12 protein-coding genes are annotated in these 13,984 nt (G+C 66.5%); 3 read left to right on the top strand and 9 right to left on the bottom strand.

What is annotated here, in order from left to right:
* Positions 1–51 precede the first annotated feature (51 nt).
* A complete protein-coding gene (locus tag HF684_RS15685) occupies positions 52–1,098 on the top strand; it encodes a hypothetical protein (protein ID WP_169253233.1) in 1,047 nt (348 codons plus the stop codon).
* A gap of 120 nt (positions 1,099–1,218) precedes the next feature.
* Here the strand turns inward: HF684_RS15685 and HF684_RS15680 are convergent, their stop codons facing one another.
* The 5 genes from HF684_RS15680 to HF684_RS15660 form a co-directional block, all read right to left on the bottom strand.
* On the bottom strand, positions 1,219–2,631 hold the full coding sequence (locus tag HF684_RS15680) for an amino acid permease (protein WP_248278979.1): 1,413 nt from the start codon (positions 2,629–2,631) through the stop codon (positions 1,219–1,221).
* 136 nt (positions 2,632–2,767) lie between these two features.
* Complete coding sequence (locus HF684_RS15675) at positions 2,768–3,439, bottom strand: MBL fold metallo-hydrolase (protein WP_169253232.1); 672 nt, start codon at positions 3,437–3,439, stop codon at positions 2,768–2,770.
* Positions 3,439–4,530, bottom strand: coding sequence for an S-(hydroxymethyl)mycothiol dehydrogenase (locus HF684_RS15670; RefSeq protein WP_169253231.1), 1,092 nt, complete (start codon positions 4,528–4,530; stop codon positions 3,439–3,441). Before HF684_RS15670 ends, HF684_RS15675 begins: the two co-directional genes overlap by 1 nt.
* A gap of 304 nt (positions 4,531–4,834) precedes the next feature.
* On the bottom strand, positions 4,835–4,948 hold the full coding sequence (locus HF684_RS15665; RefSeq protein WP_081770452.1) for a methionine/alanine import family NSS transporter small subunit: 114 nt from the start codon (positions 4,946–4,948) through the stop codon (positions 4,835–4,837).
* Between the two features lies 1 nt (position 4,949).
* The gene (locus tag HF684_RS15660) at positions 4,950–6,509 is read right to left on the bottom strand and encodes a sodium-dependent transporter (protein WP_169253230.1); all 1,560 of its coding nucleotides are present in this window, start codon (positions 6,507–6,509) and stop codon (positions 4,950–4,952) included.
* 248 nt (positions 6,510–6,757) lie between these two features.
* Here HF684_RS15660 and cysS point away from each other — a divergent pair, with 248 nt between their 5' ends.
* Both cysS and rlmB read left to right on the top strand, forming a co-directional pair.
* Positions 6,758–8,209 carry a cysteine--tRNA ligase gene (cysS, locus tag HF684_RS15655; RefSeq protein ID WP_169253229.1) on the top strand — a complete coding sequence of 484 codons (1,452 nt, stop codon included), beginning with the start codon at positions 6,758–6,760 and terminating at the stop codon, positions 8,207–8,209.
* Between the two features lie 61 nt (positions 8,210–8,270).
* The gene (gene rlmB / locus HF684_RS15650; RefSeq protein ID WP_169253228.1) at positions 8,271–9,209 is read left to right on the top strand and encodes a 23S rRNA (guanosine(2251)-2'-O)-methyltransferase RlmB; all 939 of its coding nucleotides are present in this window, start codon (positions 8,271–8,273) and stop codon (positions 9,207–9,209) included.
* Positions 9,210–9,281: 72 nt separating this feature from the next.
* Here the strand turns inward: rlmB and HF684_RS15645 are convergent, their stop codons facing one another.
* The 4 genes from HF684_RS15645 to HF684_RS15630 all read right to left on the bottom strand — a co-directional run bounded on the left by HF684_RS15645 (position 9,282) and on the right by HF684_RS15630 (position 13,910).
* Positions 9,282–10,691 (bottom strand): amino acid permease, encoded by a 1,410-nt coding sequence (locus HF684_RS15645; RefSeq protein ID WP_248279223.1) that lies wholly within the window; start codon positions 10,689–10,691, stop codon positions 9,282–9,284.
* 191 nt (positions 10,692–10,882) lie between these two features.
* Entirely contained in the window at positions 10,883–11,746 is an 864-nt protein-coding gene (locus HF684_RS15640; RefSeq protein WP_248278978.1) for an SDR family oxidoreductase, read from the bottom strand.
* Between the two features lie 133 nt (positions 11,747–11,879).
* Entirely contained in the window at positions 11,880–13,067 is a 1,188-nt protein-coding gene (locus tag HF684_RS15635) for a DUF4032 domain-containing protein (protein WP_231488377.1), read from the bottom strand.
* Between the two features lie 144 nt (positions 13,068–13,211).
* Complete coding sequence (locus HF684_RS15630; protein ID WP_248278977.1) at positions 13,212–13,910, bottom strand: ABC transporter ATP-binding protein; 699 nt, start codon at positions 13,908–13,910, stop codon at positions 13,212–13,214.
* Between the last annotated feature and the right edge of the window lie 74 nt (positions 13,911–13,984).

Here is a 13,984-nt window from a genome sequence, read left to right as displayed (position 1 = left end):
GACCCGATTCATTCGAACTGAGCCACGAGAGCTGAATGAGGAGAGCCAGCATTGAGAGTCCTCTTCCAGGGAGCTGGTGCCATCGGCCTCGCCGGAGCCGCGCTCTTCACCGACGCTCACGAGGTCGCCGTTGTCTCCCGCTCGCCCGGCGCCGACGGGCGGGCGGCCTTTCCGCGACGCGTGAGCATCGCCGATCCGACCGATTCGGGCCAGGTGGGCTCCCGACACAGCAGCTGTGCGGGAGGACGCGGGCGAGCAGATGGCAGACGAGCGAGTTCGAGCGATGGCTGGTCGGTGACCCGCGTGGCCGCGACTCGGCGGGTGACGATCACAGACTGGATTGCTGCTGCCGCTGATGGAATCTGGGACCTCATCGTCCTCACGACTCGACCGGGTGATCTCGACGCTGAAGTGGTCTCGGCGATTCGGGATATCTCACCCGCGTTCATTGCGACGACGAGCCAGGTCGAAGGAGACCTCGAGCGAGCACAGGCCGTTTTCCCCGGTACCCAAGCCGTCATTGTCGGACCCGCGTTCCTGTCCGAACGACTGGACCCGGGTGCGCCGGCTGACTGTGTGCGCCCAGCCGACAGCCGGGTCGGAAGGGGCGGCAGAAGAGCCGAACCCGGGCACGAAGTGAGGTTCTGGGCACCGGCCGGCGCACCGCGTTTCCTCGTCGCCGGGCCGAGGGGCGCGGTGCGTTCGCTCGTTCGCGGGCTGGGCCGCCTTGTCCTGCCGGTGCCGATGGAGGCCGTGCTGCTGCCGCCGACGGTGTTCATTCCCTTCGTCGCCGAACTCAGCATCCGCGACGGCGACTGGGCCGCACTGAAATCACATCTCGACCGACCCGCGAATGCCGCGACCGAAGCCGTGCGGAGCCGCCTCGGGGTGCCGGTTGCCGTGTTCGGCACCGCCGCACACGTTGTGCTCGCAGCGCTGGAGAGGATCGTGCCGATCGACGTCACGAACTATGCAGGCAGACACTTCGCTCGGCACCTGGGCCAGACCAGGGACATGCTCGTCGGCTGGGCGGGATCGGCCGATTCGGCTCACGCCCTGCAGGAACTCATCACCGCGCTGGACGCGAACGGAGCGTGAGGCCCGACGGTTCCAGATGGCCGCTTTGGACGACGGCTGCGACAGAACACCGGCCGCGGGGGACTGCCGCGGTCCGGGCACGGAACCCGACAGCCGCCTCGGCGGCGGTGATGGGCGGTCTCAGACCTTCGCGTCTGGGTGGCGCTTCGTGACGACGAGGCCGACGAGGTAGAGCGCGACGACGAAGATGAGCGTGCCGACGATCTGGAAGCGCACGGACTCGACGGTGAGGCCGAGCCCGATGATCACGGCGATGCCGGCCAAGGTGACATACGACAGCCACGGGTAGCCCCACATGCGCAGGGGCAGGGACCGGCCGGCCGCCTCGGCGCGACGACGCAGGACGATCTGCGAGACGAGCGTCACGACCCAGGTGACGATGAGCGTCGAGCCGACGATGTTGAGCAGGACCCCGAGGACCTCGGCCGCCCAGAAGTAGTTGAGTGCGACGGCGACGAAGCCGAACGCCGAGGTGGCCAGCACGGCAGGCACGGGCACACCGCGGCGATTGGTGCGGCCCAGCCCTTTGGGAAGCATGGACCGCTGTGCCATCGAGAACGACATCCGGGATGCCCCGTAGATGTTCGCGTTCATCGACGACAGCAGCGCAATGACGATGACCGCGGCCAGCAGCGAGGCGATGAACGGCAGCCCTGCGGACTCGAGGACGGCGACGAACGGGGACTCGGCCAAGCGGTCGTCCGTCCACGGGAGGACGAGGACGATGATCGCCACGGACCCGATGTAGAGGAACAGGATGCGCCACACGATCGTCTTGATCGCCTGCGAGACGCTGCGTTCGGGGTTCGCGGTCTCGGCCGCGGCAACAGCGACGATCTCGATGCCGCCGAAGGCGAAAGCAACGACGAGCAGACCGGCGGCGATGCCGGAGATGCCGGTGGGCATGAACCCGTCGGCGAAGATCTGCGCGGGCGGTTCGGCCGGGGTCCACCCGAACAGGTACGCGGCACCGAGGACGACGAAGAGTACGACGAAGGCGACCTTGATGAGCGAGAACCAGAACTCGAACTCACCGAAGCTGCCGGAAGTGGTGAGGTTGATCGCGGTGAAGACGAGCATGATCGCCAAGGCGATGACCCACTGGGGGACGGCCGGAATATAGGAGGCCGCGATCTGTGCGGCGGCGGTGGCCTCGGCGGCGACGACGAGGCACAGCTGCACCCACCACAGAGCACCGACGGCGAAGGCCGCGGCCGGGCCCATGGCCTTGCCCGCATAGTGCGAGAACGCTCCCGGATTCGGGTCGGCGGCGACGAGTTCGCCCAGGGCCCGCATGACGAAGATGACGATGAGGCCCGCAACGATGTAGGAGATGAGCACGGCAGGACCCGCGGCGTGCACACCGGCGCCGGAGCCGACGAAGAGGCCCGCGCCGATCGCCGAGCCGAGGCTCATCATCACCAGGTGGCGGGGTTTCATCCCCACCTTGAGGCCGTTGGACGTGGCGGCGATGTCGCTGGTGGACGGCGCCGAGACGGACTCGGCGGGCTGCGAAGACTGTGATTCAGGCACCCGAGAAGTCTATCCGTCGGGGCCGGAGAGCGCAGACGCGGGTCGCGGACCCGTAGGGGTCGCGACCCGCGTCTGCGAGGTGCATTGCGCGCTCAGCTGCGACTCAGCGCTTGGGCTGCGGCGACTCAGTGGCCGATCAGTGGCCGCGCTTGATCCAGTCCTCGAGGGCCGGACTCTCGGCACCGATCGACGTCGAGTCACCGTGTCCGGTGAGCACGACTGTCGCCTCGGGCAGCGGGAAGAGCACGTCGCGGATCGATTCGATGATCGTCTCGAAGCTCGAATGCGACCGGCCCGTGGCTCCGGGGCCGCCGTTGAACAGGGTGTCGCCGGAGAACAGCACCGGACCGACCGCCCGACCGGCACCGGCCGATGCCGGAGCCGGCAGACCGGTCTCGACGAAGAAGCACGTCGAACCGGGGGAGTGGCCGGGGGTGTGCAGAGCCTTGAGTTTGATTCCGCCGACGGTCCAGGTGTCGCCGTGGGCGATCTGTCCATCGGGACGGTAGTTCTCGAAGGTCATGTCCCAGAGCACATAGTCATCGGGATTGAGGTACACGGTGGGGTTGCCCACCCGCTGGGCGAAGTCGCGGACGACGCGCACGTGATCGTCGTGACCGTGCGTGAGCAGAATGGCCTTGACCTCTCTGGATCCGACCGCCTCGGCGATCGCATCGACATCATGGGCCGGGTCGATGACGATGACCTCGGAATCATCACCGATGATCCACACATTGTTGTCGACGTTGTGCGTCTCCCCATCCAGGGAGAACGTACCCGACGTGACGAGATGCTCAATAGCTGTCATTACAGTTCCACCACCGATCGCAGGACTTCTCCCTTGGCCATCTTCTCGAATGCGGATTCGACATCGCCGATGCCGATGCGTTCGGACACGAACTTCTCGAGCGGGAAACGTCCCTGCTGGTAGAGGTCGACGAGCATCGGGAAGTCGCGGTCGGGCAGGCAGTCGCCGTACCACGAGGACTTGAGCTTGCCGCCGCGGCCGAATACGTCGAGCAGCGGAACGGTGAGCTCCATGTCCGGAGTCGGCACGCCGACGAGCACGACGGTGCCGGCGAGGTCGCGGCCGTAGAAGGCCTGCCGCCAGGTGGCGGGGAGTCCGACGGCGTCGATGACGACATCGGCGCCGAAGCCTCCGGTGCGCTCCTGGATCGCGGCGACGACCTCGTCCTCGCTCATGCCCTTCGTGCTCACGGTGTGCGTGGCACCGAAATCGCTGGCCCAGGACAGCTTCTTCTCATCGATGTCGAGCGCGATGATCGTGTTCGCTCCGGCCAGAGCCGAACCGGCGATCGCCGCGCAGCCGACACCGCCGGCGCCGATCACGGCCACGGACTTGCCGCGGGTGACCTCACCGGTGTTGATGGCGGCGCCGATTCCGGCCATCATTCCGCAGCCGAGCAGACCCACGACCGCCGGGTCCGCCTCGGGGACCTTCGTGCACTGCCCGGCGGCGACGAGCGTCTTCTCGGCGAACGAGCCGATGCCCAGTGCGGCTTCGAGCTCGGTGCCGTCGGGCAGGGTCATCTTCTGCGAAGCATTGTGGGTGTCGAAGCAGTACCAGGGTTCGCCGCGCTTGCAGGCACGGCAGTCTCCACAGATGGCGCGCCAGTTGAGGATGACGAAATCGCCGACCTCGACCTCGGTGACCCCATCGCCGACTTCGGAGACGACCCCGGCGGACTCGTGGCCGAGCAGGAACGGGTAGTCATCGCTGATTCCGCCTTCGCGGTAGTGGAAGTCCGTGTGGCAGACGCCGCACGACTTCACATCGACGACGACCTCGCCCGGGCCCGGATCCGGGATGACGATGTCGGTGAGTTCGACTGGGGCTCCCTTGCTGCGGGAGATGACGCCCTTGACTGTCTGTGGCATTGCGTCTCCTTTGTGTCTTCGGCAGCGGGTGTCCGCGGATACGGAACCCGAAGTGGACCTGTTGCACCCCGGCAGGGGTGCTCACACCCCCACCCTAACCAGGCCGGACGTCCGCGACCAGTGGGTGATTCAGGAGTGAGACGATGCGTTCGACCTGGGTGGGGTGAGGGTGGATAGGCGAAGGCGGCCCGATGCTTGGATTGCATCGGACCGCCTCGGCGAGGGTGAGCCGATCCGCGTCGCCGAGGCGGTGCTGCGGATCCGACTCAGCCGGTCGTGAACGGGGTGGGGTCCACCCGGTCCGTCAGTCGGCGACGTCCTCGTCGGGGTGCTTGCGCAGGTGCAGCATTGCGGCTCCCAGGCCGCCCCAGACGGTGACCATCGCGATGACCATCATGACGATTGCTGAAGTGCCCATGTCAGACTCCCTTGGTCTCGTTGCGGAGGTTCTCTTCGGCCACGGAGTCGGCGATCGCCTCGTTCATGTCGTCGATCGTCTTCTTCGGCCATCTGACCAGTGTGAGGACGATGGAGGCGACGACGAGCAGGGCGATCATGCCCCAGCCGTAGGTGCCGATGATGACGGCCGGGTAGTCCTCGTAGCCGTCGGTGGCGTAGGCGATGATCTGTGTGACGAGCATGTAGGCGAGCACCACACCGGTGATCGAGATGAGGATCATCCAGGTCCACCCGAGCTTGAAGCTCGAGACTGCGTTGAGGTGACGCTTGAACACCGGCAGCTTGCGCAGCAGCCACGCGACGACGACGATCGCGAGGACGGCCGAGCCGACGATGCCGATGTTGTTCGCCCAGGCATCCATGGTGTCGAGCGCGTAGAGTCCGGTCACCGTGGGCATGAGCACCAGCGAGACGATCGCCATCGCTCCGCCGACGGTCGCCGTCGAGGTCTTGTTGCTGAGACGGAACTTGTCCCGCAGAGCCTGGATCGGCACCTGCACGATCGAGATCAGCGAGGTCAGACCGGCGAAGACGAGGCAGGCGAAGAAGACGAATCCGAAGATCGCCCCGCCGGGCATCTGGGAGATCAGCGTCGGGAAGCCGACGAAGGCCAGGCCGATGCCCGACGATGCCACCTCGGAGACCTCGACGCCCTGCGCAGAGGCCATGAACCCGAGGGCCGCGAAGATTCCGATGCCGGCGAGGATCTCGAACGCCGAGTTCGAGAAGCCGACGACGAGACCGGAGCCGGTGAGGTTCGTCTTCTTCTTCAGGTAGGAGGCATAGGTGATCATGATGCCGAAGGCGATGGACAGAGAGAAGAAGATCTGACCGTACGCCGCGATCCACACCTTGTGATCTGTCAGTGCCGAGAAGTCGGGAGTGAACAGTGCATTCAGTCCCTCCGCAGCGCCGGGAAGGAACAGCGACCGGACGACGAGGGCGAGGAAGAGGACGATGAGCAGCGGGATGAAGATCTTCGAGAACCGTGCGATGCCGTTCTGCACACCGAGCAGGAGGATGCCGAGGACGATGGCCCACACGATGATGAGCGGGATGAGCACGCCGGGAACGAATTCGAAGGAGATTCCGGGGTCTGCGAGCTTGAGGTACTCGCCGAAGAGGAAGCCCTCCGCGTCATCGCCCCAGGCCTCACTCAGCGAGAAGAACATATAGGAGCCGGCCCAGCCGATGATGGCGGCGTAGTAGATGCCGATGATGATCGCGATTCCGGTGGCGAACCAACCGATGGGCTCGGCGGCACGGTGAGTCATCCGGTAGGCCAGCGGAGCCGATCCGCGAGACCGGTGGCCCATCGCGTAGTAGAAGAACAGCAGCGGGATGCCTGCTGTCAGCAGAGCGACGAGGTAGGGGATGAGGAAGGCGCCGCCGCCGTTCTCGTAGGTGACATACGGGAAGCGCCAGATGTTGCCGAGGCCGACCGCCGAACCGATGGCCGCGAAGATGAACGCGCCGCGGGAGACGAAGACCTCCCTCTGGGGTGATGACTTGGGTGACATGATGTCCTTTCTTGTTCGGTCGCGGACCATCGCGACCGAGTGGGGCCACCGAAGTTTCGTCTGTGAGCTCGGTGGTCCGATGTGAAGTCCGTGATGTGAGAAATGATCTCTGCTGCGGCTTCATTGCATGGCTCCAGTTTACTGTGAAAACGCTGGGCAATGTGCCCGCCGTCACGTGATGCGCATAACAGTCGTGTATCGAATAATGGGAAACCGGGAAATCTTCCACGCCCGGTAGACTTGGGGGCGTGACTATCTCGCTCTACAACACCGCCAGCCGCACGACCGAAGAACTGCGCCCCGTCAACGACGGTCAGGTCGGTATCTACGTCTGTGGCGCCACGGTGCAGGGCGAGCCGCATATCGGCCACCTGCGCTCGGCCTCGGTGTTCGACACTCTGCGCCGCTGGCTGCTCTACAGCGGCTACCGGGTGACCATGATCCGCAACGTCACCGACATCGACGACAAGATCCTGTCGAAGTCCGTCGAGGAGGGTCGGGAATGGTTCGCTCACGCGTATAAGTACGAACGCGCCTTCAGCGCCGCCTACGATGCGCTCGATGTGCTGCCGCCGAGCAGCGAACCGCGCGCGACGGGGCACATCACCGAGATGATCGAACTCATCTCCCGCCTCATCGAGGCCGGTCATGCCTACCCCGCGCTCGACGGCAGCGCCGATGTCTACTTCGACGCCGCCTCGTGGAGCGAATACGGGGCACTGACGAACCAGAAGCTCGAGGACATGGAACTGTCCGAGGGGGCCGAGCTGCGCGGGAAGAAGGACGCCAGGGACTTCGCGCTGTGGAAGTCGCACAAGGACTCCGAGCCGATCACCGCGTCGTGGCCGTCGCCGTGGGGACGGGGCCGGCCGGGCTGGCACATCGAGTGCTCGGCCATGTCGACGAAGTACCTGGGGTCGAACTTCGACATCCACGGCGGCGGACTCGACCTGCGCTTCCCGCACCACGAGAACGAGCTCGCCCAGTCCCGAGCGGCAGGCGACCAGTTCGCGAACATCTGGATGCACTCCGGCCTGCTCAATGTGGGCGGGGACAAGATGTCGAAGTCTCTGGGCAACTCTGTCTTCGCCTCCGACCTGTTCGACACGTTCAGCCCGCTGGCCGTGCGGTACTTCCTCACCGGCGCCAGCTACCGGTCGATCCTCGACTTCTCGAACGAGGCGATGGAACGCTCCGCGGCCTCGCTCGAACGGCTCCAGAACTTCCTCCAGCGCGCCCGCCAGGCACTCGGAGCGGACGCGCCGGCGCTGCCGGACGTCAGCGACTCCTATGCTTCACGCAGCGTCGACGTTCCTGCCGAATTCGCCGCCGCCCTCGACGACGACCTCGGTGTGCCGCGGGCGCTGTCGGTCGTCTTCGCCTCCGTGAGCGAGGGAGCGAAGCTCCTCGACTCCGGCAGCGACCGAGCGGGACTGGCGCGAATCGTCGCCGAGGTGGAGCTCATGCTCGACATCCTCGGAGTCAATCCCAGCGCCGCTGTCTGGGCCGGATCGGCGACCGATGCCAAGGCGGAGTCCGCACTCGACTCCCTCGTGGCCACCTTGGCCGCACGGCGGGCCGAGGCGAAAGCGGAGAAGGACTTCGCCACCGCCGACGCCCTGCGTGACGAACTGGCCGCGGCCGGCGTCATCATCGAGGACACGGCCGACGGGTACCGCTACCACCTCGGCGAGGGCTGAGGTCGACGAATTTCGGTCACGGGCATGAGCTCGCGACCCCAACGCATCCGATAGGAAATACATGGCTTCCAATCCCCGCTCCGGCGGATCGAAGAAGGGCCCGACCAAGGGGTCGGGCGGCAAGAACAGGCGCAGCCTGCGCGGCAAGGGGCCGACGCCCAAGGCCGAGGACCGCGTCTATCACAAGGCGCACAAGGCCGCGCAGCAGCGTAAGAGCTCGAACGCCTCGGCGCAGGCGAAGCGGAAGAAGAAGGAGCTCGGACCGAATATGGTCGCCGGACGCAATTCGGTCCTCGAGGCCCTGCGCGAAGGTGTTCCGGCCACCGCGATGTACGTCTCCGGTCGCATCGACTCCGACGATCGGGTGCGCGAATCCATCACTCTGGCGACGCAGCGCGGCATCTCGATGCTCGAAGCGAGCAAGCCCGACCTCGACCGGCTCACCGACGACGCGATCCACCAGGGCATCGCCCTGCAGGTTCCGCCGTACGACTATGCCGACCCCGCCGACCTGCTCGAATTCGCGGCCGAACGAGCCGAGACTCCGCTGCTCGTGGCCCTCGACGGGATCACGGACCCGCGCAACCTCGGTGCCATCGTCCGGTCGACGGCGGCCTTCGGCGGTCACGGTGTGATCATCCCGGAGCGTCGCGCCGCCTCGATGACGGCCGCGGCGTGGAAGACCTCCGCCGGTGCCGCCTCGCGCATCCGCGTGGCACAGGTGGTCAACCTGGCCAGGGCGATCGATGAGCTGAAGAAGCAGAATGTCTTCGTCGTCGGCCTCGACATGGACGGTGACGTCGAGCTGCCCGAACTGACCTTCACCCGCGATCCGCTGTGCATCGTCGTCGGTTCCGAAGGCAAGGGTCTGTCGCGGCTCATCTCGGAGAAGTGCGACCAGATCGTGTCGATCCCGATCGCGGCGACCACCGAGTCGCTCAACGCCGGCATCGCCGCAGCGGTCTCCCTCTACGAGGTGGCACGAGCCCGCCGCCCCTGAAAACCCCCAATTGCTACCTGACGGCGGCCCAGCAACCTCGCGCGAGGTTGCTGGGCCGCCGTCAGGTAGCAATCAGAGGGTGGCGCGGTAGGTTTGCTCGTCCAATGCCCCGACTCTTGAGTGGCGGCGGCTGTAGGTGAGATAGACGATGGCGCCGACGACCATCCACACACCGAAGACGATCCACGTCCGCCCGCCGAGGTTGACCATGAGGAACGCACACGCCACGGCTCCCAGCGCGGGGACGACCGGCCCGAACGGAACCGTGAACGAACGGTCGAGGTCGGGGCGCTTGAACCGCAGGTAGATGACGGCGATATTGACCAGGCAGAACGCGAACAGGGTGCCGATGCTCGTGGCATCGGCGAGTTCGCCGAGCGGAATGAGCGCCGCCGTGACGGCCACGAGGCCGCCGACGATGAGAGTGCCGATCAGGGGAGTGCCGGTGCGCTGGGAGACCACACCGAAGATCTTCGGCACCATGCCGTCCCTGGCCATCGTCAGCAGGATCCGCGACTGACCGTAGAGCACGGTGATGACGACGGAGAAGATCGCGAGCACCGCGGCCACGGCGAAGGCCAGCACCGCGATATTCGACCCGGTGATCTCCTCGACGATCTGCACCAGCGGCGCATGAGCGCCGTCGAACCACTGCCACTGCCGCGCCCCGATCGCTGTGACGGCGACGAGGACGTACATCGAGGTGACGATGAGCATGGAGAAGATGATCGCCCGCGGCAGGTCCCGGCGCGGATTCTTCGCTTCCTCACCGGCCGTGGACGCGGCATCGAAGCCGATATAGGAGAAGAACACGCTGGAGGCGGCCGCGGTGACACCGGCGGCGCCCATCGGCAGCATCGGCGCGAAGTTGCCGGCCTTGAACGCGGTGAACGCCACGACGGCGAAGAAGACGAGGATGCCGATCTTGACGAACACGAGAATGGTGTTGGCGACACCGGATTCGCGGGCGCCGCGCATGAGCAGCACGGTCGCCAGAGCGACAACGACAAGCGCCGAGACGTTGATGATCCCATCCGGATTCTCGGCCAGGCCCGGTCCCGTGGTCAGGGACGCCGGTAGCTCGAGGCCGAAGACGCGCAGGGTCTCGTTGACATAGTCGGCGGCGCCGACGGCGACCGCGGCGACCGAGACCGCGTATTCGAGGACGAGGCACCAGCCGCAGACCCAGGCGACGCCCTCACCCAGAGTGGCATAGGAATACGAGTAGCTCGACCCGGACACCGGCACCATTCCGGCCATCTCGGCGTAGCTGACCGCCGACAGCAGCGCCGTGATTCCGGCGAGGACGAAGGCGAGCCAGACGGCGGGGCCGGCCACAGGCACTGCCTCGCCGAGGATGACGAGGATTCCCGTGCCCAAGGTGGCCCCGACGCTGATCATCGTCAGCTGGAAGACGCCGAAGGTCCGCCGCAGCCCACCCTGCTGCGCGGACTGCGCATCGGTGTGGGCCTCGGCGGTCATGGCGCTGATCGACTTGCGTCGCCCCAGCTGCCGCAGCACTCCGGTGGGAGTGTGCGTCGGCGGGGTGGGCGGTGTGTGCGAAACGGTCATATGAATATTCTTGCATGGCCATGAATATTGTCTCGCCGGGCTCCCCCGTGATCACGGGCGAATCCGTCCTGCGGCGTCGTCGATCTCACACGGTAGAGATCTCACACGTCGGGGGTGAATCGGCCGTCCTGGGCCATCCATCCGCCGTCGACGAGCTGCGAGTGCCCGGTGACATAGCTCGAGGCGTCCGAGGCGAGGAAGAGGACGGGCCCGGCGATCTCGTGCAGTCGACCCCACCGGCCCAGGGCGGTCTTGTCCGCGTACGCGTCCCACCATTTCCCCTCGGCCTTGATCTGCTGGGTCAGGGGAGTGTCGAAGGGTCCGGGCAGGATCGCGTTGACGCGCACGCCCTTGCCTCCGAGCTCGCTCGCCATCGTCTTCGTCAGCTGCACCACCCCGGCCTTGGCCGCCGCGTACAGTCCCTGCCCGGGTTCGATGGCCAGTGCCCGGAACGAGGCGTAGGTGACGATCGAGCCGCGACCGCGCTCGCCCATCTCACGGCCGAATCCGCGCATCAGTCGGTAGGTGCCCTTGAGGTTGATGTCGATGACCCGGTCGAACTCGTCATCGGAGGTGTCCGTCAGTCGTTTGCGCACATTCGCCCCGGGAGTGATGACGAGGACCTCGGCATCGGCCCATGCGTCCACGAGCGCGTCGACGGACGCCGTGTCCGTGATGTCCACGGCCACCGCCGAGGCGGACCCACCCCCAGCTCCGCTATCGGCGGCTCCGTGCGCAGCCGATCCCGTGCGACGGGCGGCGATGAGTGCGGCGGTCGCCTCGGCGCCGGCGAGGTTGAGATCGGCGGCGACGACGTGTGCCCCTGCATCGGCCAGCCCGATCGCGCTGGCCTGCCCGAGTCCGGAGCCGGCTCCGACGACGACGGCCGTGCGGCCGCTCAAGTCGAACAGGGACGGGATCGACGGGTTGTTCTCGTTCGTGGGCATCGGCTCGTTCGTCGACATCGGGAGTCCTTCCGGGCGGGGTTCGGTTCCGGAGCGACACCGGTGTCGACTCCGCGGACTTCCAAGGTATGCCCGCCGAGGCGGCCCCGCCGTTCCCGTTTCACCTTGTGGAACATCGGCTGAGGTGGGAGCGTCAGAACTTCTCGCTGTCGACGTAGCGGATCTCGTCGGGGAGGTTCGCCAGGTAGTCGACGATGAAATAGGCGATGGCCTCCATCGTGGGGATGTCGCGTTGGCGGGCGCGAGCCATGGTGCGGCGGTGCTCGGCGAACTCGTAGAAGATCTGCCCGGGTTCGAGTTTGCGGGTGAGGTTCTCCGGGATCGCCTGGATGAGGGGTTTGTACACTTCGTCGAGCCAGCGGCGGGCGGCCTGGGATTCGTCGAGTTCGTCGACTTCGGCGATCTCGGGGGCCGAGCGGAACGAGTCGAGGTCGTTGAGCATCGCCCGCGCCTGGTTCTCGTTCGCACCGATCCCGGTCAGTCGCAGCAGACGCCTCGAATGGTGGTTGGGTTCGACGACCTTCGGGGACACGAGCAGGCTGATGCCGTCGATATCGGTCGTCACGGTCAGTTCGCCGAGGTCGAAGCCCAGGTCGTTGAGGCGGCGGATGCGTTCGTCGATGCGCCAGCGTTCGCTGACGCTGAATTCCTCGACCCGGGTCAGCTCCGCCCACAGGGCGTTGTAGGACTCGCACAGTCGCTCACCGGCCGCGAGCGGATCGGTCTCGGGAGCGACGAGTCCCGCGGCCTGCAGATCGAGGAAGTCCCCGGCGATGTTCATCCGCGCGATCCGCAGGTCCATGTTCCGCTGCCCGTCGGAGAGCTGGTCGTGCAGCTCGCCGGTCTCGGCGTCGACGACATAGGCGGCGTAGGCGTCGGCGTCGCGGCGGAAGAGCGTGTTCGACAGGGACACGTCTCCCCAGTAGAAGCCGACGAGGTGAAGGCGGACGAGCAGCACCGCCAGAGCGTCGACGAGGCGACCGCCGGTGTCCTCGGCCAGGTCCCGGGAGAACAGTGCGCGGTAGGGCAGGGAGAATTCGAGATAGGCGGTGATGAGGGCGCCCTTGAGCGCCTCGCCCGATGCGGTCCGGCGGCCGCCGACGACGGCGCGGGCCTCGACGAGGGGGACGTCGAGGTTGCCGAGCGCACCGAGGATGTCGAACTCACGCGTGGCCTGCGCATCGTCGGTCTCCTTGATCGCGAGCACTTCGTCTCCGATCTCGACATAGCGCACGACGTGGCGGGAGATTCCGCGGGGCAGACCGCCCAGCAGCGTCTCCGGCCACTGAGCCAGCGGCAGATGCCAGGGGAGTTCGGCCAAGGCCGCATGATCGGCGTTCCGGACCGTGTGGATCTCCGGTGAGGGAGCGGCCGCGCCGACCGATGCGGCCGCGCCGACCGACGTCGACGCCGACGGTGCAGGGTGTGAGGACGGGTCCGGCGGGGGCAGGGTTCCCGGCACGGTTCAGGAGTCCGAGTCGGAGACCGAGGCCACGAGCGCCTCGGCGAGGTCGGGTGTCTCCACCCCGATCAGCCGTCCGTGGTCGAGGAACGCGATCCGGTCGCCGAGGACCTTCGCGTCCTCGAGGTCGGAGGTGGCGTAGATCGTCGTCAGCCCGAATTCCTGCTGCAGGTCCTTGATCAGCGACAGGGTCTCCGTCTGCTGTTCGGGGACGAGGTTGACCACGGGCTCGTCCATGATGAGCACCTTGGGCCGGCGGACCACGGCGCGGGCCAGGGCCACGGTCTGGCGCTGCAGCTGAGTGAGGTCGCCGGGAACCGAGTCGAGGATGTCGCTCAGTCCGATCTTGTCCATCACGGATTCGACGCGCTCTTGGATCTCATCGGCGGGCAGACCGTCGACGCGCAGCGCGAAGCCGAGATTGTCGCGCACGCTCAGATGCGGGTAGAGCGCGTAGCTCTCCAGCGCCAGGGTGACATCGCGGTCGTTGACGGCGGCGTGGGTGATATCGGCGCCGTCGATGAGGATGGTGCCGGTCTTCGGGGTCTCCAGGCCGTGGAGCATCCGCAGGATCGTCGACTTGCCCGACGCGGCGGGACCGTAGAGGACGAGGAACTCGCCGTCATCGACGAAGAGGTTGAACGGGTGAACGGATTCGGACGTCGTGTTCTCGTAGACATGACTGAGGCCATTCAACGACACCGTTGACATAAGTCCTCCTAAAACTTCTGAATAACTCCGTGAGCAGCTGGTCGTCGGTGACCTGGCAGGGATGC

The organism is Brevibacterium sp. 'Marine', assembly GCF_012844365.1.
GTDB lineage: Bacteria > Actinomycetota > Actinomycetes > Actinomycetales > Brevibacteriaceae > Brevibacterium.
The sequence above is the reverse complement of the archived record's forward strand: the minus strand, read 5'-3'. Positions and strand labels throughout refer to the sequence as shown.